Genomic DNA, 26,370 nt, shown 5'->3' on the forward strand with positions numbered 1-26,370 from the left:
AATCCTCTATAGTTTTGATAGAGTGCAAATGAGTACTGGCCTTAAGATGGTATGGAATTCGATTTCTCTCTGACAGGCATTTGTTTATTAAACGAGAGGTTATATTCGTGCAAGCGATTACAAAGACATTTGAATTCGGTGGCCAACAGGTCACATTAGAAACAGGCCGTGTTGCTCGTCAAGCAACAGGTGCTGTATTAGTAACGATGGGCGAGATTCAGGTTTTATGTACCGTTGTTGGTGCTAAAGAAGCCAAAGAAGGTCAGGGTTTTTTTCCACTGTCCGTTCATTACATCGAAAAAACGTATTCTGTTGGTAAAATTCCTGGTGGGTTTTTTAAACGTGAAGCACGTCCGTCAGAGAAAGAAACACTTACATCACGCTTGATTGACCGTCCGATTCGTCCGCTTTTCCCAAAAGGCTTCATGAATGAAGTACAGGTAATCTGTACTGTGATGTCTGCTGATAAGAACAATGATCCAGATATCGCAGCAATGATCGGTACTTCTGCTGCTCTGTCTATCTCTGGTATTCCATTTGTTGGCCCAGTGGGTGGTGCGCGTGTAGGTTTCACTGAAGAGCAGGGTTATATTCTTAACCCTACTTATGAGCAGCTTGCTGAGTCTGAACTAGACATGGTTGTTGCTGGTACTACTGATGCAGTTCTGATGGTGGAATCAGAAGCAAAAGAACTGACAGAAGATGAAATGTTGGGTGCTGTTCTTTACGCTCACACTGAGATGCAAGTCGTTATCAATGCAATCAGTGAATTGAAAGCTGAAGCTGGTAAACCTACATGGGACTGGCAGCCTGCAGCTAAAAATGAAACCTTGATTGCACAAGTAAACACTTTGGTTGGTCAGGGTATCTCTGATGCTTACCAAGTGGCTGATAAAATGCAGCGCCAAGCAACACTTAATGACCTACGTAGTAAAGCAATCGGTGAATTATCTGGTTCTGATGAAGGTCAGCCTTCTGATAAAGAAGTATCGGGTGTTGTTAGCTCTGTTGAGAAAACGATTGTTCGTCAGCGTATCGTTGATGGCGCTCCACGTATTGATGGCCGTGATACGAAAACTGTTCGCCCAATCAACGTTGAAGTTGATATTTTGAAAGGTGCTCACGGTTCTTCATTGTTCACTCGTGGTGAAACACAGTCTATCGTGACATGTACACTTGGTACGTCACGTGACCAGCAGTTTATTGATGCACTGGAAGGCGAGCGTAAAGATCCGTTCATGCTTCACTACAACTTCCCTCCATATTCTGTAGGTGAAGCTGGTCGTATTGGTTCAACTGGCCGTCGTGAAATTGGTCATGGTCGTTTAGCTCGTCGTGGTATCGCAGCTATGTTGCCATCACAGGAAGAATTCCCGTATACCATCCGTGTTGTATCTGAGATAACAGAATCTAACGGTTCTAGCTCAATGGCGTCTGTATGTGGTGCTTCTCTTGCGATGATGGATGCAGGTGTTCCTTTGAAGGCACCGGTAGCTGGTATTGCTATGGGTCTTGTAAAAGAAGGCGAAAAATTCGCTATCCTGACTGATATTTTGGGTGATGAAGATCACCTAGGTGATATGGACTTTAAAGTAGCGGGTACTGAGCAAGGTATTACTGCACTGCAAATGGACATTAAAATCACAGGTATCACTGAAGAGATTATGGAAATTGCATTGGAGCAAGCGCTACATGCACGTACCCATATCTTGAAAGAGATGGCTAAAGTCATTGGTTATGCTCGTCCAGAGCTGCCAGACAATGCTCCAGCGATGACTCAGTTGAAAATTAATCCTGAGAAAATTCGCGATGTTATCGGTAAAGGCGGTGCGACTATCCGTGCTCTAACCGAAGAAACGGGCGCAATGATTGATATCGAAGATGACGGTACTGTACGTATTTATGCAGCTGATAAAGCCGCCGCTAAAGCAGCAACAGATAAAGTTATCGAAATTACTGCTGAAGCTGAAGTAGGTAAGATCTACGAAGGTAAAGTAGTACGCTTGGAAGAGTTTGGTGCATTTGTGAACATCTTGCCGGGTAAAGATGGTTTGGTACATATTTCTCAGATCGACAACAAGCGTGTTGAGAAAGTAACTGATTACGTGAAAATGGATGACATCATTAAAGTTAAGGTGTTAGAGGTTGATATGCGCGGTCGTATTAAGCTGTCTATGAAAGATCTAGTTCAGGATGAGTCTGTAGAAGGCTAAGCTGTTCTGATTTAATAAAAAGCCCTCCTAGAGAGGGTTTTTTTGTGTCTGAAATTACCTCTAATGAGTTATATGTAGAATGAGTATTAACATGTATAATAATTGCATGTTTAAAAGAATCGAGACTCTATTATGGCTATTCTGATGTTTGAAAAGTATCCGGCATCTCGCTGGGATACATTATTGAGCAACGGCTTTCGGTTGCTGTTTCTTTGCGTGGGAGCTGCCGGCGTCATTCTAATGGGGTTATGGTTAGCTATTTTAAAAGGCTATTGGTATGGCGCCTCTATTGCCGTTCCTGTCACGCAGTGGCACGCACATGAAATGCTGTTTGGCTTTGTTGGTGCAGCCATTGGCGGTTTCTTGCTTGCGGCCGTTTCCAAATGGACAAACCGTTTGCCCGTTAGTGGTATGCCATTAGCTATACTGGTATTTTTTTGGGTATTGGGCCGCTTAGCGATGCTTGTGTCTGCGGAGTTGCCTTACGCAGTCGTAGCGGCCGCGGATCTGTTTTATGGTGTTTTGTTGGCAGGCTTGATCGGCCGTGAAATTTTTATCGGAGGACACAAGCGCAATTACAAAATAATCGTTATGTTGGGTTTATTCTGCGTTTTCAATTTGCTGTTTCATTTGGGGCATCAATACGGTGCTGCGTATAGCGATATGGCATTACGTGGTGTAATTATGCAGGTTAGCTTGATGATTGCTTTAATAGGAGGACGTATTACTCCTTCTTTTACGCGGAACTACCTGGTTCAACAAAAAAACGATTCAGACAAGCCATTGCCGATGCTATTTAATCGTTTTGATATGTTTGTTAGCGTCTTGTTAGTTGTTGCGGCTGTAAGTTGGATAGCAGTACCGGTTAGCATGGTTACAGGTGGCTTATTGTGCCTTGCAGGTATAGCTCAGTGGGCACGCATCAGCCGCTGGCAGGGAATACAAATCTTAGGTGAGCCTTTGTTGTGGGTATTGCACTTAGGCTTTGTATGGTTAGGTGCAGGGCTTATTTTACTTGGGCTGTCTGCTGTAGGTTTAATCAATGTTTCTGCTGGATTACATGCCATAGGTATTGGCGCTATGGCAGGGATGATTCTCGGTGTAGCATCACGGGCTGCCTTAGGTCACACTCAGCGAGAACTGGTTGCGGGTAAAACGATGACGGCTGTCTTTGTGTTAATCAGCATAACAGCATTGCTAAGAGCGGCTGCGTCCTTGGTAGGTGGGGTTGCTTATAATCACTTTATTTTGAGTGCAGGCGTTATATGGGTGGTCGCATTCATACTGTTTTGTATTCGCTACGTACCGATTCTAATTTCACCGGCGCCGAGCTGGAAAAAGCCAAATTAGTTGGTGATATTGCTGTATCGATTCAAACTGCGTTTGCTGGGCCTAGGTTATAGTTTAGGTTGAGATAGGCGAACCAGCTTAAAGTGATCAGTGACCACGGGCGTCTCACATAGGGTAAAGTAACGACTGGCTTTACGCTCTAGAGGGATGTGCAAGTTAACGACAAAAATGGCTAGCCCATCTGCTGTTAAATGTTTTGCCGCACTGTCTAAAAATCGATCAGTTAAATCGTTTTCCACACCAAATCCTGAATGAAAAGGTGGGTTACATATTACTAGCGAGAAACGTTGTTTTATATTGTCAGCGCAGTTATCTGCTATTGCGTTGCCATTAAGTTGGTAGTGCTCAAGGTTGGTTTGGCAAGCGAGAATAGCGGCAGCATTGTTATCTGTTGCAGTGATCCGAGTATTGAGTTGTTTGGCTGCATGTAGGCTTAGATAGCCGTAGCCACAACCAATATCCAATGTAGACTCAATGTGACCGACTCCTGTCGTGAGTGTTTTTAAGTGCTGAATAAGCAGCTCACTGCCTTTATCAATCTTATCCCAGCCGAAAATCCCCGGTTTACTCCAAAAACTGAAAGTTGAGTCGCCAGGAGTTTGTCTAAGGTTGCGATAGGATTTGTCATCTAAGAGCGCAGCTGATGTGTTATCAAAGGTGATTTTTCCAGCCCATGTTTGTTTGTCAGCTTTCCATGTTTGTACTGGAGTACTTGTGAGTGTTCCTGCTCGCTCTATAAAGCCTTTAATGCCTTCTTGCTTTAAACCACTCAGATATAGTGAGCCGCCATTGGCAAGTAAGCGTTGTGCCTGATTAATAACGTAGTGTGCTTGTGCTTTTTCTTTAGGAATGCGTAAAAAAATATTGTGAAAGTGCTTTTCGGGTAGGGCTTCGAGTAGGTAGTCATTAAAACTACAATCCCACCCTTGGCGCTGTAAGCTCTGTGCAATATCTAAGCGATTAGATATTGCACAGATCAATGGCGTCGCCGCAGGGGTCGTCTGTGTGGAAATGTTCTCATCGACTACCCATAGCGAAGAGTCACTGACCTGCTTAAATTCTGCATACAGCAGGTCAAAGGCTTTATCTGCACTCATTTGCTTATATGTATCTCTTCTTCAGTCAACTCGCGGTACTCACCAGGCGCTAGAGATTCATCAAGCACAATATGGCTAATCCGGTCCCGGTGTAGTTTGATGACTTTATTGCCGATGGCTGCAAACATTCGCTTAACTTGGTGATAACGCCCTTCGGTTAATGTTAAGAGCGCTTCATCAACACCAAGGATTTCAAGTTCAGCGGGTTTAGTGAGGTGTTTTTCATTTAGAAGCTGCACACCTTGGGCAAATTGCTCCACGGCTGATTCAGGGATCGGGTCAGCTGTTTCCAGCAAGTAACGTTTTCCTTGCTTGTGTTTTGGTGATGTAAGTTTGTGTGACCACTGGCCGTCATCAGTGATCAAGAGTAAACCTGTGGTATCAAGATCAAGTCGACCGGCTAGGTGAAGGTCGTTTGGACGAGGCTCGTCGATAAGCAGGCCCATGACGGTTGCATTGGTTGGGTCATCTGAAGAACAAACATAGCCGTATGGTTTGTTCATCATAAAGTAACGAGGGCGGGGAGCTGCAATGTCCGAGTCTTGAAAGACCACATTGTCATCGTCTGAGATTTTAAGAGACGCATCTCGCGTAACAACTCCATTGACGCTAGCCAAATCTTTATGCAGCAGGCGTTTGATGTCTTTTCTGGAGAGGCCGGTAGCTTGAGATAAATATTTATCGAGACGCATGTCAGATCAATTTTCCTGAATACAAAAATACATTATAACGTGCTCAAGCGAGTCTCATAATCAAATTTATAACTTCGCTTGAAAAAGCCGCTATCGGTAATGATTTGAATGCATCTGGATACTGCCTTGCGGTAGAATGTGAGGCTTCAAACGAGGGTGAATGACTGTGAAGCTTTTTGTAAATAATCTGACAAATGTAGATTTTTCCTACCTGCACTCATCTCGGGGCTTAATGGGAGAGTCTTGGTTGCTACAGCTTGAGCTGGATGGCGCACTTAATGAACAAGGAATGGTCTGCGATTTCGGTATTGTAAAAAAGCTGACGCGCGAGTGGATGGATAACACCATTGATCATGCTCTATTAGTACCGACAAAAATGAGCCATGTTCAGGCTGAGCAATCTGTCGGTCAAACCAGTGTTGAGTGGCGCTACCCTGATGGAGAGTCGTTCAATTGTGTTTCGCCAAGCAAAGCCATTGTGCTGATTGATGTTGAAGAAATCACTCCCGAAGCGATGGCGCAGTGGTGCACAGCCCAGTTGATCGAGTTGTTTCCTCAAGAAGTTAAAGGGCTAAGTTTAAAGTTTATACCTGAAGAAGTGGCAGGCGCTTTTTACCATTACAGTCATGGATTGCAACAGCACGATGGTAATTGCCAGCGTATTGCGCATGGGCATCGTTCACGTATAGAGATCTTTTTGAATGATCAGCGTGATGAAAAGCTTGAGCAAGAGTGGGCTAATCGCTGGCAGGACATTTATATTGGAACAACAGCGCACCGTAAGGAAAGCGAGGCGGGTATGAACCGCTATGAATACCGTGCACCTCAGGGAGAGTTTTCATTAACGCTTCCAGAAAAGTACTGTTACGACATAGACACCGAAACAACAGTTGAGCAGATAGCTAGACATCTAGCGGCACGTATCAAGCAGATGAGACCGTTAGATGATGTTATGGTTCGAGCTTATGAAGGCGTAGGTAAAGGCGCTGCCGCTAAGGCTTAATCAGTTCTTCGGTTGTGTTTAGTGGCTTATAATATAAAAAACCGCAGCCTTTAGTTGCGGTTTTTTTTATGCCAAAAGCTAGCGATTAATCGCGTTCGATAGCCAGAGCTGTACCCATACCGCCACCGATGCATAGAGTAGCCAGACCTTTTTTAGCATCACGCTTAATCATTTCATGAACCAGTGATACAAAGATACGACAACCCGAAGCACCAATTGGGTGTCCTAGAGCAATGGCGCCGCCATTGACGTTAACAATGTTCGTATCCCAGCCTAGGTCGCGGTTAACAGACATTGCTTGAGCAGCGAAAGCTTCATTGGCTTCAACCAACTCAAGGTCAGCAATTGACCAGCCTGCTTTTTCCAGTGCTTTTTGCGTAGCAGAGATAGGACCAGTACCCATGATGGCAGGGTCAACACCAGCAGAAGCATAAGCCTTGATGCGAGCTAGTACAGGTAAACCAAGCTCAGTTGCTTTCTCAACAGAGCACAGCATGACTGCTGCAGCGCCGTCGTTAATAGTTGAGCTATTACCTGCTGTAACTGTACCGTCCTTTTTGAAGGCTGGACGAAGTTTTGCAAGTGCTTCAGGTGTGCAACCAAAACGTGGCTGTTCATCAGTGTCAAAGACAACTGGGTCGCCTTTGCGCTTAGGAATAACAACAGGGAAGATCTCACCTTTAAAGCGTCCTGACGTTACAGCTGCTTCAGCTTTGTTCTGCGAAGCGCTGGCAAATGCGTCTTGCTCTTCACGAGAAAAACCGTATTTTTCAACGATATTCTCTGTCGTGATACCCATGTGGTAGTTGTTAAATGCATCCCACAGGCCATCAGTGATCATGGTATCAACCATTTTCCAGTCGCCCATGCGTGCGCCATTGCGTGAATTAGGCAGGACATGAGGAGACTGGCTCATGTTTTCTTGTCCGCCAGCAATGATCACTTCAGCGTCGCCGCAGCGAATTGCTTGAGCAGCCATTTGAATGGCTTTTAGGCCTGAACCGCACACTTTGTTGATAGTGAGAGCAGATACTTCTTGAGGAATTCCGGCATTGATCAGAGATTGACGTGCTGGGTTTTGCCCGCAACCCGCAGCAAGGACTTGTCCAAGGATGACTTCGTCGATCTGAGCAGGGTCAATTTTGGTCTGTTCTACTAGTCCTTTTAGTACCGTAGCGCCTAAATCAGATGCTTTTACGCCAGCTAAAGAACCATTAAATGCACCAACCGCAGTACGGCCAGCTGCAACAATAACGACTTCACGCATGATTGTGCCTCTTATCAGTAAACTCTATCCGGTCGCTTTTATATTAAAGAGATCCAGATGCTGCAGGTGCTAATGAATAGCCTTGCAGGAGTCAGCTTAGTAGTTGGTTTTTTCCGCAGTGCGGAAAATCTCAGTGTGAGCAACCCAGAAGGCTATTGCAAGCACCTTCAGCAATAAACATTGAAAAAGGTGCCGACAATTAGTCGTATTGAAATGAAGTGCTTTAGCGGTTTGGTAGTAACTTTAGAGGTTGACTACTTGGTTATCGAGAAGGCGGGCAGGGCCAATATAAGCAGCAGCAAGAATGGCCAGCTTAGTATCGCCTTTTGACGCAGCAAGAAGGTCGCTTTGGCGCGTAATGACGAAATAGTCACGCTGAAAGCCCGCTGCTTCGAGTTGTAGCTGTGCTGTTTCTACGAGAGCATCAAAGTCAGTATTGCCTTCTTCGATAGCTTGCGCAGTCGCTTTTAGGGTTTTATTGAGTGCTGTAGCAGCACTTAATTGCTCATCTGACAGATAACCATTGCGCGAGCTTAATGCTAGGCCATGTTCGTTTCGAACGATCGGAGATCCTTGAATGATAATCGGTAAGCTCAGGTCTTTTGTCATTTTACGGATAACAAAAAGCTGCTGGTAATCTTTAGCACCAAAAATGGCTAAGTCTGGCTGTACCATTCCGAATAGTTTGCAAACGATGGTAGCAACACCCTGAAAGTGGCCGGGGCGGCTGGCGCCGCAGTAAAGGTCAGATACATCGGGGACTTCCACCATTGTCTGTTTTTCGCGTCCATCAGGATAAACTTCTTCTTCTGACGGTACGAATAAATAGTGGCAGCCAACCGCTGCTAGTTTTTCTTGGTCGGCTTGGAGTGTGCGAGGGTATTTGTCGAGATCCTCACCTGCTGAAAACTGTAACGGGTTAACGAAAATAGTAGAGACAATAATGTCCGCATTTTCTTTCGCCTGCTGCACGAGTGCAATATGCCCAGCATGCAGATTACCCATAGTAGGGACCAAGCCAATATTATGGCCGCGCGCGCGCTCCTGGGCCAGGTTCTGGCGGAGCTCTTCTAATGTGTGAATAGTCTTCATGGCTTATTCGAAACTGTGCTCAGGCCCCGGGAAGCTAGTTTGCTTTACCGCGGCGACATAATTTTGGATGGCTGATTGGATATCAGCAGCATCTTCCATAAAGTTTTTAACAAACTTAGGGTTTTTGCCTGGAGTAATTCCCAGCATATCGTGCAGCACTAATACCTGGGCATCAGTAGCGGCGCCAGCGCCTATGCCAATAACGGGAATATCAACCGCCTGAGTGACCTCTTCTGCTAACAGGGAAGGAACGCACTCAAGTAATAGAATACTTGCGCCGGCCTCTTCAAGCCTGACGGCATCTTCAATCATCTGTTTAGCTGTGCCGCGATCGCGGCCTTGAACTTTATAACCGCCTAGCTTGTTAACGGCTTGTGGCGTCAGCCCCATATGAACGCAGGTTGGAATACCGCGTTCAGACAGCAGAGAAACGCTTTCTGCTAACCAGGCATTTCCTTCGATTTTGACAACGTGCGCACCTGCTTGCATAAGTAGGGCTGCATTATCCATCGTTTGCTCAGGAGTGGCATAGCTCATAAATGGCATATCAGCCATGACCATGGCGCCTTGGTTGCCTTTAGCAACACTGGCAGTGTGGTAGATCATGTCATCCATAGTGACAGGTAGTGTGCTGTCCTGCCCTTGTAGAACCATCCCAAGAGAATCGCCTACTAGAATCACTTCAACTCCAGCTTCGCTGACTACGTGTGCAAAACACGCATCGTAAGCGGTCAGGACGGAGAACTTCTCACCTGCCTTTTTGCAGGCGGACAATGTATGTAATGTGACTTTGTTCATAGGCAACTCGATTGATTAATTGGATGCACTGTTTTCGAGCGTGATTATACAGAGATCTTTTCCAGTGTGCCCAGCGGGCATGCTACTAATAGATCATTAATTGATCTGTCACCGGGGAAAATAAGCTCTGGTGAGAGCTCTGCTAGAGGCCAGAGTACAAAGTTACGCTCTGTAGCGAAAGGGTGGGGGATAGTTAGTCGAGTGCTATTGAGCAATAAATCATCGTATAGGATGATATCTAGGTCTAATGTTCTGGGCCCCCAATGGATACGTCGCACGCGTTGGTGCTGTTGCTCAATGGCTTGTAATTGGTCGAGAAGAGCTTCGGGTTCTAGTCGGGTTTCCAAGAGCGCCACAGCATTAATATAGTCGGGCTGACCTGCGGGGCCTACTGGGTCAGAGCGATATAAGCTGGAACTAGCGAGTAAAGCGCAGCCTGGTATTTGGCTCAGCTCCACTAGCGCGGTTGAAACTTGTTGGCGAGGGTCTTCTAAATTACTGCCCAAGCCAACATAGCATCGACTAAGCGTTGCGAGGGTCATTCTTAGCTCTTCTTCGACGACGAGGCTTACGAGAAGGGCCTTCGGAAGCGAGTTCAGAGACCATTGATTCTCTTTCTTCTATGGGAGCCGCTTGATACTGCGTCCACCATTGGCCTAAATTATCCAAGGTTTCCCCGCTTTGCTCTCTGAGTAGCAGAAGATCATAGGCAGCTCTGAAGCGAGGATGCTCTAATAACTGTTCAGCACGGTTGCCAAAACGCTTAGGAAGGCGCAGTTGCAGCTCCCAAATCTCTCTGATAGGCGTAGAAAAGCGTCGCGGAATAGCGGTACGTTTTACCTGTGCTGCAATAATGTCATTTGCAGCAGCATGTAATGCAACCAGAGGTGGCATTTTACTATTTTGCTTCTGTATTTCTCGCATGCGTGTTTGCAGAGGGTGCCAAAGCATAGTGGCGAATAAAAATGCAGGTGTAACGCTTTTGCGCTGGTTAATACGTCTGTCGGTATTTTTAAGCCCTTGAAGTATCAGCGCTTCTACTAGTTTTTTATCGCCCTGTTTGCTGACGGCTTTAGCTGCTGAAGGCAGTAGTTGTTCAAACAACTGATATTCTTGAAGTAGGTGATATGCAGTAACCGCATGGCCTGATTGAAATAGCTTTAAGGTTTCATCAAACAAGCGAGCAGGTGCAATACCCTGTAATAAATGTGCTTGTTGTCTAATCGGGGCGGCAGTTGCTGGCTCAATCGAAAAATCAAGTTTTGCGGCAAAGCGTATGGCGCGTAGCATGCGAACAGGGTCTTCTTTGTAGCGGAAGTCAGGGTCGCCGATCATGCGAATAATTTTTTTCTGTATGTCTTCATAGCCATCAGTAAAGTCATAAATACTATGATCTTTCATGCAGTAATAGAGCGCATTGACGGTAAAGTCTCGACGTAATGCGTCCTCTTCTATAGTGCCGTACACATTGTCACGCAAAATTAGTCCTGATTCGGACTGTTTGCCTTTAGCATCATCGTTATTGTCTTTTGAGTCATGGCTCGCTCTAAATGTGGCCAGTTCAATGATTTCTCTACCAAAACGCACATGTAGTAACTTAAAGCGACGCCCTATAAGGCGTGAGCGCTGAAATAGCTCATGAGCCTGCTCGGGGTGTGCGTTTGTGGCAATATCAAAATCTTTTGGGCGCTTCCTAAGCAAAGTATCTCGAATGCAGCCGCCAACAAGATAGCCTTCATAGCCAGCATCTAGTAGGCGATACACAACTTTAGCTGCGTTATCATCCAAGTGCTTGCGAGGAATCTGATGAGTTTTCTCGGAAATAATCAACGGAAAGTCATTTTGCTCCTCTGGGGCCTCATCTTGTGTTTGAGTGGGCTCTTTTGATGGAGAAGAGTTCGACTTGTTACGGAACAGTCCGGTGACTTTCTGAATTAAACGGCTAGGCATGAGTTTTAAATTTTGCTCGTAAAATATTTAGTGGCACATCATAACATTGTTAAGGTGACACATTAAGCAATGAGGGAATAAACAGTAAAGAGGAGATGGACAGCTGACCGCAAGCTTAAGAGTAAAATCTCGGCTTGTTGTTATTATTAGAGCACTGTAGATGCATTACTGCACAACCCAGCGATCAGCTTTTAAACCTCATTTTTATTATTATTCGAGGTGGATTACTTATTTACACTCAGCCTATTTTTATTTTTATTGATGGTCGGCGTATCAAAGTTTATTTTTTTTGTTTGTACACCCAATATAATGCATTCGGTGTGCCACTTTTTCTAAGATATTGTTTTTTATAAAGAACTTGTTTTTTGTGAAATATGTGCTATCGGATTGGTTACAGGAGGGAACACTTTTTTGTTTCTTTAGGTAACACTATGTGTGGGTGTTACCTCTAAGTGTTACCCTTTGGGGCGCTTTGGAATTCCTAATTTTTGGCGGCGTTCCCATAAGCATTTTCGGCTGACGCCCAACTTTTTAGCCAAGTCAGTTTCGTTCATCTCGTTTTGATGCTCAATCACAAAGCGCTGGAAGTAATCATCCATTGATAGCCCCGCAGGAGAGTTCTTTTTTGAAAGGTGGCTGGTGGTTGTTTCACGCGTTGTTGATTGCTCTATATAGTCCGACTCTAATTGCTGAAGGCTAGGGCGTGTTTCTATATCAAGTCCAAGCAGGTCGGGTGTAATAAAGTGATTATCAGCAAGAATAACGGCGCGCTCAATGGCGTTTTCTAATTCACGTACATTACCTGGCCAACTATATTGCAGCATAACTTGGCGGGAACTATCGCTAAGAACGGCTTCTGGGCAGTTCATTCGTGAGCAAGCACTAATCAAAAAGCGCTCTGCCAGCGTGATAATATCCTGGCCACGTTCCCGTAAAGGGGGCATGTTCAGTTCCATGACATATAAACGATAGTATAAATCTTCACGGAACTGTGCGGCGCGCGCCAATTCTTTGAGGTTGCGGTGAGTGGCGGCAATTAAGCGTACATTGACCTTTATCGACTGTATTGAGCCGACTTTACGAATTTCACCTTCTTGTAAAAAGCGTAATAAGCGCGCTTGTGCTTCAAGTGGCAGCTCTCCGATCTCATCTAAAAATAATGTACCGTTATCAGCTGCTTCGATTAATCCGCAGCGGCTGTTGTCCGCGCCAGTAAAAGACCCTTTTTCATGACCAAAGAGTTCTGATTCAATGAGGGATTCTGGAATAGCTGCGCAGTTAACGGAAATCATTGGTGCTTTCGCGCGTGAGCTTTGCTCGTGTATGGCACGCGCAACTAATTCTTTACCGGTACCTGATTCGCCTAGTACTAGGACCGTGGCATCGGTGCGAGCTACCTTTGAGATGCGAGAAAAGAGGTTAAGCATTGCATCACACTTGCCAGTGATTTCGGTATGTTGCGCCTCAGGTTCAATGCTGACACTGTGTTGTTCTATCGGTTGCTGGTTCAAAATAGTAGCAATGGTTGATAGCATTTCTTCATGGTTAAAAGGTTTGGCTATATAGTCAACGGCACCCATTTTCATGGCGTCAACGGCAGACTTCATGCTGGCGTAACTCGTCATTATCAGTACAGGTACGCTACGAGCTAGTTGAATGAGATCTGTACCTGGCGCGCCAGGCAGCCGTAGGTCGCTGATAATCAGATCAAAACTATCTAAATTAAATTGTGAGGCGGCTTCGTCAACAGAAGCTGCATCATCGATGTTGTAGTTGTTTTTTTCTAATAAACGGCGCAGCGCTGCACGGATGATGGACTCATCTTCTACGATCAGAATTCGGCTCATTGTTCTCTACCTAATCTCCAGTACTAGACCTTTCAGAAAGTTTGTCTTTCAGTTCAGGCCTGGAGCCCGGTAAGGTGATAATCACCTGAGTGCCTTTCTTCTGCTTGTTATTGGCGGGGCTAATTATTTTAATACTACCATAATGCTCAGTTAGAATGTTGTAAACCAATGGCAAGCCCAGTCCGGTGCCCTTGCCCGGCTCTTTTGTCGTGAAAAAAGGCTCGAAAAGTTTATCTTGGATGGACGGGTCAATGCCGCTGCCTTCATCTGTGATAGTTAGGAAAATTCTCTGTTCTTCTTGGGACGCAGTAATTGTGATCTCGCTCTCTTCAGGTGATGCATCACAGGCATTGTTTAGGATATTAACCAACACTTGCAATAATAGTTGAGGGTCTCCGTCGACCATCAGACCGTTATCGAGTTTACAAATAAACTGTTGTTGCCTGGCATGCATATCCAGAGAGACTAGATGAATAGCTTCTTCTACACATTGGGTTAAATTAATCGTTTCAAATTGAATGTCGCTAATCGTTTGGCCGGTGTGAGCAAAGCGAACCAGTGACTGTACAATTCGATTGATGCGTCGGGTTTGCTCCATTATTTGATCACCCGCTTGCAAAACCTCGGGTTGGTCGGTTTCCAGAGAAAGGTTTTGAGCTAAACAGGCTATGCCAGTGATCGGATTGCCTATTTCGTGAGCTACGCCCGCAGCAAAGCGCCCTATAGAGGCAAGCCGCTCGCTATGCATTAAGTTATCTGTGAGCTGATGATGTTCTGTTTCATCCTCAACCAGAATGACGATAGAGCTATCAGCATTTTCAGAAAGTAGGTTTTTATGCAGTGTTAGCCAATAAGTATCTGTCCCTATCATCACTTGGGTGTCGGTTAAATGATTATCACTTTGCTGTACAAATTCAGGGAGCAGTGTGCACCATGGCTCTGGCAGCTCTGAGAGAGAGAGGTCGGTAACATCCGCTGCACTGAGTTGGGTTAAGTGAGCAATTTCATTATTCCAGAAAAGAATATGTTGTGTCGGAGTGATAGTGCAGGCGCCAATGGGTAGTTTTTCTAACGTTCTTTTATGATACCGACGTAGTTCGTCCAGTTCTGCTGCAAGACCACTTAATTTAGCTTGGTATGTCTCTAAGTGGGTTTCAAGAAGATAGATGTCGCGTGTTTGAAATGGTTTTCCACCGGGTTGTTTAGCAAGGGGCTCTAGTAGTGTGGCTGCTTCGATGGGGCCAACGAGTGCTGATAAGTTTTGCTCAAGCGCATTTCGTAAGCGAAGTAAATCAAGTGGCCCTATTTGGTCTTTGTCTAATTCCAACTGGTTAGTGGCATGGAGTAGTTCTCTACGTGCTGCTGTTTCACCTAACTTGGGAGTAAGTAAGCGAATAATGTCGGTTGTTTCAAAAGAGAGTCGTTGAATATCAGAAGGTGAATTCATGGTGTTTAAAAGACACGCTTCTCCGGCTCTTGTCTCTTCTGGGTAAGTCGGGGTTAGGCGTGAAACAATAATGAATGCACTGATGTTGAGTAAGAGAGAGATAATGGCAGATGATTGCCAGTTCAAGTTTTCAATATTGGTGTCTGTTAATAGTGCGCCTTGTTGCAAAAGGACTGGATAGAACGTGGTAATGATCCAACTGGACATACCCAATATTAAGCCAACGATAAAGCCGATGCGGTTAGCCCCGAGCCAAAACAACGTAGCAATAATGCCAGGTAAAAACTGCAGGAATGCCACAAAAGCACTTAAACCGAGCAGATGGATTTGTTGGCTTGCCCCAAATACGGTGTAAAAAAGATAGCTACATAACACCACGAGTGAAATTAGAATGCGTCTAAGCCACAGTAACCAAGTATAAAATTTAACATTTTCGGGTGTTTTAATTAACGGCAAAATGAGATGGTTTTGTAGCATCGACGCCAATGAAATCGAGGCGACGATAATAATCCCACTGGCCGCTGTAAGGCCGCCAATGAAAACAATAATGATCAACCATTCGGAGTGCAGAATTTGGCTTAAATACAGGAGTAAGAAGGATGATTCTTGATTAATTTCTAGTTTATAACCCGCCAGTACGATAATCGGTACGCAGCCAGCCAAGAGTAACAAGTAAAGAGGCATTCCCCACGATGCTTTATAGAGGCTATCGGTTGAGCGGTTTTCTGTAAAAGCTAAATGGAACATGTGTGGCATAACTAGCGTGGCAGTAAAGAATGCAAGAAGCAGGGTATGCCAACTGTCGTCGTTATCGCTTGCGGTGAGTTGCGAAAGGATCTGTGGATTTTGCTCCAGCCAAGATAGAGCATCTTTTGGGCCGCCCAGTACAGCAAAAAGAACATAAGCGGCGATGCTTAATAGTACTAATAGCTTGATAATGGAACTGATCGCCATCGCCATAACGAGCCCTCGGTTACGAGCACGCATAGAGGGATGGCGTGTACCGAACAAAATAGCAAACAGGGCGATAAGAATACAAAATGCGGCAGCTATCTGGGGTGAGGCAAAATCACCATTAAGAATATGTAGCGTATCAGTGACCGCCTGAATCTGAATCGATAGTAATGGTAACGTGGCTAATAGTAGTAATAGTGTTGTGATAGTACCGACAAGTCCGCTACGAAACCTAAACGCAAAAAGATCAGCAAGAGAACTCAGTTTGTAGCGATTAGTGATGTTAAAAATGGGTATGAGCAGTGAAGGCGCCATGATAAAGGCGGCTGTTGCTCCAAGGTAAGAAGATAAAAACAGCAGCCCTGAGTGCTCTAACATCCCAAAAGCACCGTAAAAGGTCCAAACGCTGGCGTAAGTTCCTAAGGAGAGCATGTGAGTTATGGGGTGTTGTGAAATACGCCGTGGAATGACTTCTCGCTCAGTGGCATAGGCGATGCCGAATAGAAACAGCAGGTAGGCGGTAACAATTAGGAAAAGTTCGGTAACCGAAAAATTCATATATTCGCTTTTATCAATAAGGAGATGTCGTCAGTATACAGAGTCTGCTAGAGCGCAATCCAGATCTGTGTAGGTAAGTTCTGTTTTAAATTAAGGTATTAACTGAGTGCTTGGGTGCAATATATATACGTGAACGGTTTTGGTAGTATGTTTTGGCGTGATGTAGGTGTGTCAGCAGGCGGGTGTGTATTTGCGACAGAAAAGCGAAGTTCTACCTATTGTATACGTCAAAATGAACGTGAATAGGCCTTGGAAATAAGAAGCTAAGAGCAGGGCAGGCAACTATAAATTCAGGCAAAGGAAACTTCCATTTGCCTGAATTTATAAGTCTTAGGAGCCGACCTGTTTTTCTTTTATTTCGGCTAGAGTTTTACAATCGATGCACATAGTTGCAGTAGGACGTGCTTCCAAACGACGGATGCCTATCTCAATGCCGCAGGTATCGCAATAACCATAATCATCTTCTTCGATTCGTTCCATCGCTTCACGGATTTTTTTAATCAGCTTACGCTCACGGTCACGAGTACGAAGTTCCAGGCTGAACTCTTCTTCCTGGCTAGCCCTGTCACTAGGGTCTGCAAAGTTAGATGCTTCTTCCTGCAGGTGGTGGATTGTGCTATCAACCTCCTCCATTAGTTCCTGTTTCCAGGCCAGAAGAATATGACGGAAATGATCTTTTTGAGCATCATTCATGTATTCCTCACCCTTTGCTGCCTCGTAAGGTACAAAATGGGTGAATTGTGTGTTGCTAGTGTTTGGCATGTGGCGCCTCACTTCTCCGAAATGACCGGGTTTTGGACTATAAACCGGCAACCCAATTACAGTTGATTCCATTACTTCCTGAGATCAGAAGGTTGGAGAAACTACCAGAAGATACGGTATTAGGCTAGTACTGATCTGTAAAAAGTAAAGAGAGTTGAAAGTATTCCAGGAATCTTGCATCTCTCTACTAGGGACAATAAGTATGTTTAAGCCAATATTCGATACAACTTATGTATAATGCTCAGGTTAATTGAGCAGGAGTTAAAAATGGATAGTCAGTGGTCAGGACGCGCGCGCGAAATTGAATCATTTAAAGTAATGGATTTGCTAAAAAGAGCCAAAGAACTAGATGCTCAAGGCAATGATGTCGTGCATATGGAAGCGGGTGAGCCTGATTTCAGTACGGCCCCACTTATTAAAGAGGCAGCACACCGGGCTATCGATCAAGGGCTTACGCAATATACTCCTTCAGCAGGTATTCCTGAACTGCGCCAAGCCATATCACGCTTCTATAAATATCGCTACGACTTGGATATCGCAGCTGAACGGATTGTCGTTACTTCGGGCGCGTCAGGCGCGTTGTTGTTGGTATTTGGCCTGTTAGCTGATCCTGATACTAGCTTTATGATGAGCGACCCGGGCTATCCGTGTAATCGCCAAATTTTACGGATGTTAGAGGCGCGTGGACAACTCGTTCCGGTTTCTGCAGAGCAGAATTTTCAGCTTACACCGGAGTTGATTCGCCAGGAATGGAAAAAAAATACAGCCGGCGTTTTGTTGGCGTCGCCAGCCAACCCAACAGGTTCTGTATTACGTCGTGACGAGCTGGCTGCTATTGCTGAAGTAGTAAGAGAAAAGCAGGGGGCTTTAGTGGTGGATGAGCTTTACCACGGCCTTACATATGGCTTTGATGCGCCATCGGTACTGGAAGTTGACCCTAATGCTTTTGTTATTAATAGTTTCTCTAAATATTTTGGTATGACTGGCTGGCGCTTGGGTTGGGTTGTTGCTCCTGAAGCCGCGGTACCCGAAATAGAAAAATTGGCACAAAATGTATATATTTCACCAACAACGGTATCGCAATATGCAGCGGTAGCGGCTTTTGAACCTGAGACGTTGGCGATTCTGGAAGAGAGGCGTCACCAGTTTGAGATACGCAGAAACGTGCTGGTGGATGGTTTAAGAAAGCTAGGTTTTAAAATTCCTGTCATGCCAGAAGGTGCATTTTATGTTTATGCGGACGCATCGCATTTAACGGATAATTCATTTGATTACTGTTGGAATATATTGGAAGAGTTGCATGTTGCGGTAACGCCCGGTCTAGATTTTGGTTCATACCGGGCAAATCAATTTATTCGTTTTTCATACACCACTAGCCTTGATCGTATTGAACTTGCTTTGAGCAGACTCAAAGCAAAAATTAATGGCTAATTTTACGTTGAGGGCAGGTTTACCCAAACTTGCCCTTGATCTATTTTAGTTGGAATAGCCGTAAGCATTTCACCTGGGCAAGGTCCTGCAATACATTCACCATCTTCTATACGAAATAGAGCCCCATGGGTAGCGCATTGAATAAAGTTTTTATCTAGATCGAGAAACTGATCGGGCTGCCACTCTAATGGAACACCGCGATGCGGGCATTGGTTCAGATAGACATGAACCTTATCGTGCTTATTAACCGCCAGCAGGGATATATCATTCAACTGGAAGCCTTTTGAGGTATCTGTGGGTAATGTGTCGAGAGAGCAAAGTAATTGCATATCGAGTCTCATGTGGGGAAAAGTGAATCCAACGCGTATCATGATGAAGAGCATTCAACCATGGGCTGTGCATAAGTGTTTATAATTCGTGTCTATGATACTGCCTGATGAAGCGGGAATACAGCGTGCTACTTAATCATTATTCGATACGTTTTTTGCTGTTATTACTGTGCTCGGCAGGTGTTCATGCTTTTTTTATTTGGTCACAACAAAACTCCGCAGAAAATGTTGGCAGTGATCGGGTTACAGCGTCTTCCCAAAGCATTCGATTAAATAGCCGCTTAAGCAACGCGCCAAAACTTGACGCCCCTCCCATAGAAGAAAAGGCTGAACCGCAACCGCAACCGCAACCTAAGGTGGCTAAAGCGGCTCCTGTTGTGCAAAAAACCACATCAAAACCGCTCGAGAAAGCACGTTCTCAAAGCCGCACTAGCGAGAGTAAAGTGGTCGAAAAAGTGCTGGCTGATAATGCGAGAAGTAGTGATAATTCTGCCCAGAAAAGCGCTAACCTTGATCAATCAGTATTTGTCATAGACCATCGAGCGCTAAATTACCGAGAGGCACCAGTACAACCCAATTACCCTCGCATGGCTACACGAAGAGGCTTAGAGGGCACTGTCATGCTGGTATTACATATCAGTGCTGCAGGCTTGGTCGAGCGTGTGGTGATTGACACAAGCTCAGGATATTCGATACTTGATAAAGCGGCAGTGAAAGCTGCCCGCCAATGGCGTTTTGTGCCGGCTGTTCGGGCAGGCAACGCGGTAGCAGCGCAAGCTAGTATTCCGGTGCGCTTTTCTCTTGTAGGAAGAAAATAATGTCGAATGCGAGAGTCAAAGCTAGCTTCTGGATTGTTGTGCTGATGCTATTGCCGCTGATGATGTTGCTGTCTTTGTTAAATGGCTCATCTGCTTTACCCCTTACAGACTTGTGGGAGGGGAGTGATTTAACACATCGTATTCTCTATGAACTTCGCTTGCCAAGAATTTTAGTCGTTATGCTTTGCGGCGGTTTGTTAGCGATCTCTGGTGCTGTCGTGCAGGCCTTATTTCGCAACCCGTTGGCCGACCCAGGCCTAATTGGTGTGGCTGGTGGTGCGGCATTGGCTGCAGTGACATGGCAAGTCGTTGTGTCTGCAACCTTGGGTGCGGGTGTTTGGTTGTCAGCAGGTATGCCGCTGGCTGCATTTTTGGGTGGCATGTTAGTTACTTTTCTAGTAATACGTATCGCACGAAACGCATCGGGAATTTCATCACTAATGTTACTGTTAACCGGTATCGCCATTAATACCATTGCAGGAGCGGGTATTGCTGGGCTCAAATATTTATCAGATAGCATGACCTTACGACAGGTAACGTTCTGGTTGATGGGTAATGTACAGGCAGCTTCTTGGTGGGCAGTGTTATTGTTGTTGATCGTCAGTATTGTATTTGTGCCTGTACTGGTTCGCCATGCAGCAGCACTGAACATACTCTTGCTGGGCGAACAGCAGGCATTGTTATTGGGCGTTGATGTAGAAAAAACTCAACGCCGTTTAGTCGTGATAACAGCACTTATTGTTGGTGCTGTGGTGTCGATGGTGGGCTTAATTGGTTTTGTCGGCTTGGTTGTGCCGCATTTAGTTAGGCTCATTAACGGGCCAGACAACCGCTTCCTATTGCCGATGTCTTTTTTAAGCGGTGCTTTGTTGCTGTTAATCGCTGACCTTGTGGCTCGTAATGTGGCGGCGCCTGCTGAGCTGCCTATTGGTTTGATCACCGCCTTGATCGGAGGGCCGGTATTTCTCTTTATGATTAGCTATCGGCAACGGGAGCGCGGTGCATGTTGAAAGCTGAATCATTAGTGGTAAGTCGCTATGGAAGCACCTTGCTAAATGATATTAATCTCGACATAAAACCGCAGGGCTTACATGTTATTTTAGGCCCTAATGGCGCAGGAAAAAGTAGCTTGCTTAAAGCATTGGCGGGCTTGCTTAAAGCAGACGTTGGCAAGGTATTATTAGATACGGTTGATATTCAGAATATTGGTATAAGTGAGCGCTCACTTAGTCTATCGGTATTGCTACAAGAGCAGCCGCTGGATTTCTCCTTTCAAGTAGAAGAAGTGGTTTCTATGGGCGCTTATATAGCTGATAAGGCATTGCAGCCGCCTGATAACGCGATAGTTGATGCAATGAAAGTAATGGATGTTATGCATCTTGCAAAGCGTGACTATACAACTTTATCTGGTGGGGAAAAGCAACGTACGCACCTAGCGCGCTTGTTGGTGCAAGTGACTAGAAAAACGGCGTATGTGATGTTGGATGAGCCATTAAAAGCGATTGATTTAAAGCATCAGATTACCGTCATGCAACACCTTAAACAGATGGCTGACGAGGGTACAGGGGTGCTGTTAATTGTGCATGATTTATCATTAGCCGCGCAATTTGCTGACACGGTAACGCTGATGGATAAAGGTAAAATTGTGCAAACTGGGTCACCGGATGAAGTAATGCAGCCTGAAATACTCTCATCGGTGTTTCAAACCCAGATTAATAAAACAGAAGCTCTTGGCCAAACGTTATTTTTTACCTAGCCTAGCGTTCTGACTCAACGTTAAACCCCATACCCTAAATTCTAAGGTTCCACCAATCCTTGGGCAATAAGCTGGCTTACCACAATGTTGATTGCATCATCACTATCAGTATCAATCTGTAAGCTACTTTTTAGTTCTGCATCCGTCAGTTTTTGCTGATGCTTTAATTGGTTCTGCATAACAGAAATATCGGCATCTGAGGCGTCTCCACCTTCTTCACTGCGCCTTGCCAGTCGTGCTTCTATTAATTTTGGCTCGCAATAACAGCTGATGATACGCATAGGAATATCAAGAGACGTAGCAAGATCCATATAACTTTGGCGGGTACGCTGTCGGATAAAGGTGGCGTCAACAATAACGGAGTAACCGCTCTTTAAGAGGGCTGTGGATAAGTTTAATAAGTGTTGAAAAGTACGCGCGTTCATCTCTTGGCCATAAAGTTCCAGGTGTTCGCCGCGCAGGCAAAGCTCGCGATACAGACGCTTTCGTTCCACGTCAGAACGTATTTTTATACAGTCCAGCCTTTCAACCAGTTGGCTGCACAGATAACTTTTTCCACTACCTGATACACCGTGCATCAAGAATAGCGATGGCTTCTTTTGATGGGCATAAGACTTGGTTAACTGCAGGTAGCGCCTGAATGTCAGAATATCCGGGTTATCGCCGAGCATAGACACTTTGGCGCGAATCATCGAGCGAAAAGACTTGTAGAAATTGAGAAGTGTTAAGCCTTTATAGTCCCCAGTGAGCTCAAGATAGCGGTTGAGACAACGGTTGGCCCAGCGATATTGGCCCTTTACTTCTAAGTCCATAAGAAGGAACGCTAAGTCACAAATGGTGTCTATCCAACGAAATTGCAGGTTAAACTCAATGCAATCGAACAGGCGTAGTTGTCCATGATAAAGAGCAATATTGCCTAAGTGCAGATCCCCGTGGCATTCACGGATGTAACCATCTTGTTTGCGGCGCTTGATCAAGGCTTCTAATTTGCGAAACTGTTGTGACGTGCGTTGTGAAAGAAACTGCAATTGCTGCCAGTCGTGAGCTTCTAGCTGATGCTCGCTGATATGTTGGTAATTATCTGAAACAACACCCCAGATAGTATCTGACTCTCCCCACTGGCTGTTTTGCGCGACGCGGGGAGTTCGAGTATGAAAATGAGCGATTTGTTCGGCCAACATATCGATCCATGCCGGTTCAAATCGTTGTCGATCAAGGATAAGATCCAGCCGCAGTTCAGGATCAAACTGATACATTCGCACGGCATACTCGAAAGGCTCGTCTTCGCCGAGTTGTGAAGCTTCTATTAATTGCGGCTTTTCAGGCGAACCAACGATGGCGATTAGCGTATCATAGATATCTGGCGCTAAGCGTTGGTTCAAACGTAGCTCTTCTTCGCAAAAGTAGCGGCGTTGCTTCAGCGTTGTAAAGTCGAGGAAACCAAAATCGACCGGCTTTTTTATTTTATAGGCATACTCGCCGGTTAATAAAAGCCAAGAGATATGTGTTTCGATAACACGTATCGGCGCTTCTACCGAGTGAGGGTAAAATGAGGGACAAGTGAGCGCTGGAATCAATTTGGCTAGCATGTAACCTTCGATATTGTCTGAAAAGTTAAGGAATTATACGGGCTTGATGAACAAAAAGAGAACACCAGCAAAAAAAACGTCTCGAAAAAGAACCGCAAAGCCGCAGGTTAAGAAAAGCCTCTGGCGCTCTTTTGGCGTATTTTTACTAAAATTGACCTTAATTGGTGCCGTAATAGGCTCTATTGGGCTGATATACCTTGATGCTCAAATACGCCAGCAGTTTGAGGGAAAGCGCTGGGCTTTGCCTGCAAAAGTCTATGCTCGGCCATTAGAGCTGTACTCTGGGCTAGCGATCTCTACAAAAGATGTGAAGGTTGAGCTTGCCGGTTTAGGCTATCAGCTCGTCTCTAAAGCAACACAGCCAGGACAAGCTGAAATAGCTAAAAGACGCATACGCGTTTACACGCGAGGGTTTGAGTTTCCTGATGGGTTGGAACGTTCTCAAAAGCTGCTATTAGATTTTAAGGGTGAGCAATTATCTAGAATTCGAAATAGCAAAGGGCAAACGGTTAACTTAGCCCGCCTTGAGCCGGTGCTAATTGGCGGTATTTACCCACAAAATAATGAAGACAGAGATCTGATTCGTTTAGACGAAGCGCCGACTAGCCTAACCGATGCACTAATCGCGATTGAAGATCAGAGCTATTATGATCACTTTGGTGTATCGCCTAAAGGTATTGCCCGCGCTATGTGGGTCAACCTTCGTGTTGGGCGCTTTGTGCAGGGCGGTAGTACGCTGACTCAACAGTTGATTAAGAACTTTTATCTGACATCTGATCGAACGCTGGCGCGTAAATTAATGGAAATTCCAATGGCGATTCTATTGGACTTTCACTACAGCAAAGATGAAATTTTAGAAGCCTATCTCAATGAGGTTTATTTAGGGCAGGAAGGTTCTCGTGCTATTCATGGTTTTGGTTTAGCTGCACAATATTACTTTTCTCAACCGTTGCAAGAACTGAAGTTATCGCAGGTCGCATTATTAGCGGGGATGGTTAAAGGCCCTTCTTATTATGATCCGCGTCGCCACCCCGAGCGTGCCAAAAAGCGTCGTGACTTGGTTTTAAGAGTACTGCGTGATGAAGGCAAGATCAACGAAGATACGTACCAAAAAACTATTAATAAATCTCTAGGTGTTGTTAAGCAGAAAAGCTTACTAAAAGGCGCATATCCTGCGTATTTGGACTTAGTTAAACGCCAACTGCGTGAAAGTTATCACGAGGAAGATCTGCGTACAGAAGGGCTGCGAGTCTTTACCGGTTTAAATCCTATCGTGCAGGCAAAGGCCGAAGCTGCACTGGTCAACACGATAAAAAGTTTGGAAAAGCGTTACGGAAAGCGTGCCGCTGATCTTGAGGGCAGCATGGTAGTGACGGACCCGCAAACCGGTGAAGTACTCAGTATCATTGGCGGAAAAAGCACCCGATATGAGGGCTTTAACCGCGCACTTGATGCCGTAAGGCCGATTGGATCTTTAGTCAAACCTGCAGTTTATTTAACGGCACTGGAAAATGGATATTCATTAGTATCGCCGTTAGATGATGAACCCGTATCTGTTGAAATGCCTAGTGGGCAAGTGTGGGAGCCGCAAAACTTTGATAAAAAATCTCATGGTGTAGTGCCTCTACACCAAGCATTAGCGCGATCTTATAACTTATCCACAGCTAATCTTGGAATGTCGTTAGGCATTGATAAAGTGATAGGCACCATGCAAGACCTCGGTGTCAGCCGTGAGATGGATGAATATCCTTCTCTATTACTTGGCGCTCAAGGTTTACCTGTAGTTGAAGTCGCAACTATGTACCAGACAATTGCTGCTAATGGTTTTCAGATGCCGTTGCGAGCCATACGTATGGTGACAGATAGCCAAGGTATGGAGCTATCCAGATATCCTTTTAACGTGAAGCAAACTGTTTCTGCTGAAAGTGTTCATCTCCTACAGTATGCAATGCAAGAGGTTGCCCGCGAAGGTACGGCACGTTCGGTGTATTCGCACTTGCCGTCCAACCTAAATGTGGCTGGTAAAACTGGTACCTCTAATGATCAGCGTGATAGCTGGTTTGCAGGCTTTACCGGAAGCCGCTTGGCGGTTGTCTGGCTAGGACGAGATGATAACAGCGCCTTGCCGTTTACAGGGTCAGGTGGTGCACTTAAAGTCTGGACTGCCTACATGAAAGCCGATAAACCAGAGCCGTTTCAAGCACCTGTGCCAGAAGGGGTGGAATATCTCTGGGTTGATAAGGAAACAGGTTACTTATCGGATGAGCGTTGCCAAGGTGCTATCCCCGTTCCTTTCCAGAATGGCAGTAAACCGCAGTATCGAGTTGATTGTGGAGTAGAACCTGTTCAGAATAGCGAATCAAAACCACTTGACTGGTTTCGGCGTTGGTTTAGGCAGGAGTAAGAATGAATTTTAATACACAGATGAAGCTAGTCGCTATGGGCGCCTTAGTTGTTTTGACGGGTTGTACCACGCAAGGTATTTACAATACCCCTATTGAAGACCGCTCTACGACGCGCCCTCAGCAGGAAAGTAACGGTGTAGTTACACCGGTAGATATCACCACCGGCGTTACGGTTACCCCTGTCGCTCCGTCACCGGTTTTTCGCCCACAACGTGGTGACAGTACTAGTGAAGAGAGCAGCGTAGGAACGTCAGTCCCTGTTGCTCCTAAAGTAGTTTTACAGTCTAAGCAAAACCCTGCCGCTGTGGCGCTGCTGGCGACGGCGCGTAAGCAAACTAATAATGGCCAATTACGTTCGGCGCAAACTAGTTTGCAGCGTGCACAGCGCATCGCCCCTAAAGACCCAGAAGTGTATTACTCCCTAGCTGATACGCACCGTCGTTTAGGTGAGTTTTTGCAGGCCGAGCAAGTCGCCCTAAAAGGCGTAGGAATAGCACAAGGGCAGAGCACTAAACTACGCCGCTTATGGCAGTTGATTGCTTCTATTCGCACAGATGCAGGTGACCTAGAAGGGGCTGATAAAGCATCTGCTATAGCAAGGCGCTATTAGTAGAAATGAAAACGGCTAGACGCCTGTAAGGTTCTAACTATTTGAGAAAGGCCATTGAATGAGAATTCAATGGCCTTTTTTGTCGGGATGTCCCGTCCTGAAATAGGTTTACATATTGAGGACCTATTATGGACACATCAACCCCCACGCATCATAAGCGCAGTCAGTGCGATTACACAATGGGCTTTAAATTGCAGTTGAAAAAGGCGACATGACCTATAAACAAGCTCAAAAGATATATGGTATTCAAGGGCGATCTACCGTTCTGACTTGGTTAAGAAAGCACGGCAAGCTAGATTGGTCCCAGCCAACGCATAGAATTATGACTAAATCACCCCAAAGCAAAGAAACGCCAGCCCAGAAAATTAAGCGCCTAGAGAGGGAGCTTGAAGATGAGCGAGC

The 26,370-nt window shown here is 45.4% G+C and carries 21 protein-coding genes and 1 pseudogene; 10 read left to right on the top strand and 12 right to left on the bottom strand.

Annotated features, from left to right (window positions below; all coding sequences use genetic code 11):
- The first annotated feature begins 107 nt into the window (after positions 1 to 107).
- Positions 108 to 2,213 (top strand): polyribonucleotide nucleotidyltransferase, encoded by a 2,106-nt coding sequence (pnp, locus tag G511_RS0116320; protein ID WP_028470590.1) that lies wholly within the window; start codon positions 108 to 110, stop codon positions 2,211 to 2,213.
- 132 nt (positions 2,214 to 2,345) lie between these two features.
- Positions 2,346 to 3,563, top strand: a complete 1,218-nt coding sequence (locus tag G511_RS0116325; RefSeq protein WP_051222163.1) for an NnrS family protein — start codon at positions 2,346 to 2,348, stop codon at positions 3,561 to 3,563.
- 47 nt (positions 3,564 to 3,610) lie between these two features.
- On the opposite strand, the gene G511_RS0116330 is transcribed toward G511_RS0116325, so the two are convergent.
- Both G511_RS0116330 and rsuA read right to left on the bottom strand, forming a co-directional pair.
- Positions 3,611 to 4,660: a class I SAM-dependent methyltransferase gene (locus G511_RS0116330; RefSeq protein WP_028470592.1), complete on the bottom strand. Its 1,050-nt coding sequence runs from the start codon at positions 4,658 to 4,660 to the stop codon at positions 3,611 to 3,613.
- Complete coding sequence (gene rsuA, locus G511_RS0116335; RefSeq protein ID WP_028470593.1) at positions 4,657 to 5,352, bottom strand: 16S rRNA pseudouridine(516) synthase RsuA; 696 nt, start codon at positions 5,350 to 5,352, stop codon at positions 4,657 to 4,659. Before rsuA ends, G511_RS0116330 begins: the two co-directional genes overlap by 4 nt.
- Before the next feature lie 160 nt (positions 5,353 to 5,512).
- Here rsuA and G511_RS0116340 point away from each other — a divergent pair, with 160 nt between their 5' ends.
- Positions 5,513 to 6,355, top strand: a complete 843-nt coding sequence (locus G511_RS0116340) for a 6-carboxytetrahydropterin synthase (protein WP_342664804.1) — start codon at positions 5,513 to 5,515, stop codon at positions 6,353 to 6,355.
- An 85-nt stretch (positions 6,356 to 6,440) separates the two neighbouring features.
- On the opposite strand, the gene G511_RS0116345 is transcribed toward G511_RS0116340, so the two are convergent.
- The 8 genes from G511_RS0116345 to dksA form a co-directional block, all read right to left on the bottom strand.
- A complete protein-coding gene (locus G511_RS0116345) occupies positions 6,441 to 7,622 on the bottom strand; it encodes an acetyl-CoA C-acetyltransferase (RefSeq protein WP_028470595.1) in 1,182 nt (393 codons plus the stop codon).
- Positions 7,623 to 7,865: 243 nt separating this feature from the next.
- Positions 7,866 to 8,714, bottom strand: a complete 849-nt coding sequence (gene panC / locus G511_RS0116355) for a pantoate--beta-alanine ligase (RefSeq protein ID WP_028470596.1) — start codon at positions 8,712 to 8,714, stop codon at positions 7,866 to 7,868.
- A gap of 3 nt (positions 8,715 to 8,717) precedes the next feature.
- Positions 8,718 to 9,512 (bottom strand): 3-methyl-2-oxobutanoate hydroxymethyltransferase, encoded by a 795-nt coding sequence (gene panB, locus G511_RS0116360; protein WP_028470597.1) that lies wholly within the window; start codon positions 9,510 to 9,512, stop codon positions 8,718 to 8,720.
- A 44-nt stretch (positions 9,513 to 9,556) separates the two neighbouring features.
- Entirely contained in the window at positions 9,557 to 10,054 is a 498-nt protein-coding gene (gene folK, locus G511_RS0116365) for a 2-amino-4-hydroxy-6-hydroxymethyldihydropteridine diphosphokinase (protein WP_028470598.1), read from the bottom strand.
- A complete protein-coding gene (gene pcnB, locus G511_RS23170; protein WP_036552274.1) occupies positions 10,035 to 11,462 on the bottom strand; it encodes a polynucleotide adenylyltransferase PcnB in 1,428 nt (475 codons plus the stop codon). The genes folK and pcnB overlap by 20 nt, the downstream gene beginning before the upstream one ends.
- 455 nt (positions 11,463 to 11,917) lie before the next feature.
- Positions 11,918 to 13,309, bottom strand: a complete 1,392-nt coding sequence (locus tag G511_RS0116375; RefSeq protein ID WP_028470599.1) for a sigma-54-dependent transcriptional regulator — start codon at positions 13,307 to 13,309, stop codon at positions 11,918 to 11,920.
- Between the two features lie 10 nt (positions 13,310 to 13,319).
- Positions 13,320 to 16,268, bottom strand: a complete 2,949-nt coding sequence (locus G511_RS0116380) for an ATP-binding protein (protein ID WP_028470600.1) — start codon at positions 16,266 to 16,268, stop codon at positions 13,320 to 13,322.
- Between the two features lie 330 nt (positions 16,269 to 16,598).
- On the bottom strand, positions 16,599 to 17,030 hold the full coding sequence (dksA, locus tag G511_RS0116385; RefSeq protein WP_028470601.1) for an RNA polymerase-binding protein DksA: 432 nt from the start codon (positions 17,028 to 17,030) through the stop codon (positions 16,599 to 16,601).
- Positions 17,031 to 17,297: 267 nt separating this feature from the next.
- Between dksA and G511_RS0116390 the strand changes: the two genes are divergently transcribed.
- A complete protein-coding gene (locus G511_RS0116390; protein WP_028470602.1) occupies positions 17,298 to 18,461 on the top strand; it encodes a pyridoxal phosphate-dependent aminotransferase in 1,164 nt (387 codons plus the stop codon).
- A 2-nt stretch (positions 18,462 to 18,463) separates the two neighbouring features.
- On the opposite strand, the gene G511_RS0116395 is transcribed toward G511_RS0116390, so the two are convergent.
- The gene (locus tag G511_RS0116395; RefSeq protein ID WP_028470603.1) at positions 18,464 to 18,790 is read right to left on the bottom strand and encodes a Rieske (2Fe-2S) protein; all 327 of its coding nucleotides are present in this window, start codon (positions 18,788 to 18,790) and stop codon (positions 18,464 to 18,466) included.
- A 125-nt stretch (positions 18,791 to 18,915) separates the two neighbouring features.
- On the opposite strand from G511_RS0116395, the gene G511_RS23980 reads away from it, so the two are divergent.
- Genes G511_RS23980 through G511_RS23180 form a run of 3 tightly spaced genes read left to right on the top strand, consistent with a single transcriptional unit; the run spans position 18,916 to position 21,364 of the window.
- A complete protein-coding gene (locus tag G511_RS23980) occupies positions 18,916 to 19,608 on the top strand; it encodes an energy transducer TonB (RefSeq protein ID WP_051222165.1) in 693 nt (230 codons plus the stop codon).
- On the top strand, positions 19,608 to 20,618 hold the full coding sequence (locus G511_RS0116405) for a FecCD family ABC transporter permease (protein ID WP_036552277.1): 1,011 nt from the start codon (positions 19,608 to 19,610) through the stop codon (positions 20,616 to 20,618). Before G511_RS23980 ends, G511_RS0116405 begins: the two co-directional genes overlap by 1 nt.
- Positions 20,612 to 21,364, top strand: coding sequence for an ATP-binding cassette domain-containing protein (locus G511_RS23180; protein WP_051222167.1), 753 nt, complete (start codon positions 20,612 to 20,614; stop codon positions 21,362 to 21,364). The genes G511_RS0116405 and G511_RS23180 overlap by 7 nt, the downstream gene beginning before the upstream one ends.
- Before the next feature lie 41 nt (positions 21,365 to 21,405).
- Here the strand turns inward: G511_RS23180 and G511_RS0116415 are convergent, their stop codons facing one another.
- Positions 21,406 to 22,953: a bifunctional aminoglycoside phosphotransferase/ATP-binding protein gene (locus G511_RS0116415; protein ID WP_028470605.1), complete on the bottom strand. Its 1,548-nt coding sequence runs from the start codon at positions 22,951 to 22,953 to the stop codon at positions 21,406 to 21,408.
- A gap of 46 nt (positions 22,954 to 22,999) precedes the next feature.
- On the opposite strand from G511_RS0116415, the gene mrcB reads away from it, so the two are divergent.
- The 3 genes and pseudogenes from mrcB to G511_RS23185 all read left to right on the top strand — a co-directional run.
- Positions 23,000 to 25,357 carry a penicillin-binding protein 1B gene (mrcB, locus tag G511_RS0116420; protein WP_028470606.1) on the top strand — a complete coding sequence of 786 codons (2,358 nt, stop codon included), beginning with the start codon at positions 23,000 to 23,002 and terminating at the stop codon, positions 25,355 to 25,357.
- Between the two features lie 2 nt (positions 25,358 to 25,359).
- Entirely contained in the window at positions 25,360 to 25,968 is a 609-nt protein-coding gene (locus tag G511_RS0116425; protein ID WP_051222169.1) for a tetratricopeptide repeat protein, read from the top strand.
- A 128-nt stretch (positions 25,969 to 26,096) separates the two neighbouring features.
- Positions 26,097 to 26,370: pseudogene (locus G511_RS23185) on the top strand (IS3 family transposase); the annotation flags it as partial.

Source organism: Neptunomonas japonica DSM 18939 (genome assembly GCF_000422765.1).
GTDB lineage: Bacteria > Pseudomonadota > Gammaproteobacteria > Pseudomonadales > Balneatricaceae > Neptunomonas > Neptunomonas japonica.

Coding starts and splice junctions, on each gene's coding strand:
- G511_RS0116415 (WP_028470605.1), bottom strand. CDS start 22,953: ATGCTAGCCAAATTGATTCCAGCGCTCACTTGTCCCTCATTTTACCCT.
- mrcB (WP_028470606.1), top strand. CDS start 23,000: ATGAACAAAAAGAGAACACCAGCAAAAAAAACGTCTCGAAAAAGAACC.
- G511_RS0116395 (WP_028470603.1), bottom strand. CDS start 18,790: ATGCAATTACTTTGCTCTCTCGACACATTACCCACAGATACCTCAAAA.
- G511_RS0116375 (WP_028470599.1), bottom strand. CDS start 13,309: ATGAGCCGAATTCTGATCGTAGAAGATGAGTCCATCATCCGTGCAGCG.
- G511_RS0116345 (WP_028470595.1), bottom strand. CDS start 7,622: ATGCGTGAAGTCGTTATTGTTGCAGCTGGCCGTACTGCGGTTGGTGCA.
- panC (WP_028470596.1), bottom strand. CDS start 8,714: ATGAAGACTATTCACACATTAGAAGAGCTCCGCCAGAACCTGGCCCAG.
- rsuA (WP_028470593.1), bottom strand. CDS start 5,352: ATGCGTCTCGATAAATATTTATCTCAAGCTACCGGCCTCTCCAGAAAA.
- folK (WP_028470598.1), bottom strand. CDS start 10,054: ATGACCCTCGCAACGCTTAGTCGATGCTATGTTGGCTTGGGCAGTAAT.
- pcnB (WP_036552274.1), bottom strand. CDS start 11,462: ATGCCTAGCCGTTTAATTCAGAAAGTCACCGGACTGTTCCGTAACAAG.
- G511_RS23180 (WP_051222167.1), top strand. CDS start 20,612: ATGTTGAAAGCTGAATCATTAGTGGTAAGTCGCTATGGAAGCACCTTG.
- G511_RS0116340 (WP_342664804.1), top strand. CDS start 5,513: ATGACTGTGAAGCTTTTTGTAAATAATCTGACAAATGTAGATTTTTCC.
- G511_RS0116425 (WP_051222169.1), top strand. CDS start 25,360: ATGAATTTTAATACACAGATGAAGCTAGTCGCTATGGGCGCCTTAGTT.
- G511_RS0116390 (WP_028470602.1), top strand. CDS start 17,298: ATGGATAGTCAGTGGTCAGGACGCGCGCGCGAAATTGAATCATTTAAA.
- G511_RS0116380 (WP_028470600.1), bottom strand. CDS start 16,268: ATGAATTTTTCGGTTACCGAACTTTTCCTAATTGTTACCGCCTACCTG.
- G511_RS0116405 (WP_036552277.1), top strand. CDS start 19,608: ATGTCGAATGCGAGAGTCAAAGCTAGCTTCTGGATTGTTGTGCTGATG.
- dksA (WP_028470601.1), bottom strand. CDS start 17,030: ATGCCAAACACTAGCAACACACAATTCACCCATTTTGTACCTTACGAG.
- G511_RS0116330 (WP_028470592.1), bottom strand. CDS start 4,660: ATGAGTGCAGATAAAGCCTTTGACCTGCTGTATGCAGAATTTAAGCAG.
- G511_RS0116325 (WP_051222163.1), top strand. CDS start 2,346: ATGGCTATTCTGATGTTTGAAAAGTATCCGGCATCTCGCTGGGATACA.
- panB (WP_028470597.1), bottom strand. CDS start 9,512: ATGAACAAAGTCACATTACATACATTGTCCGCCTGCAAAAAGGCAGGT.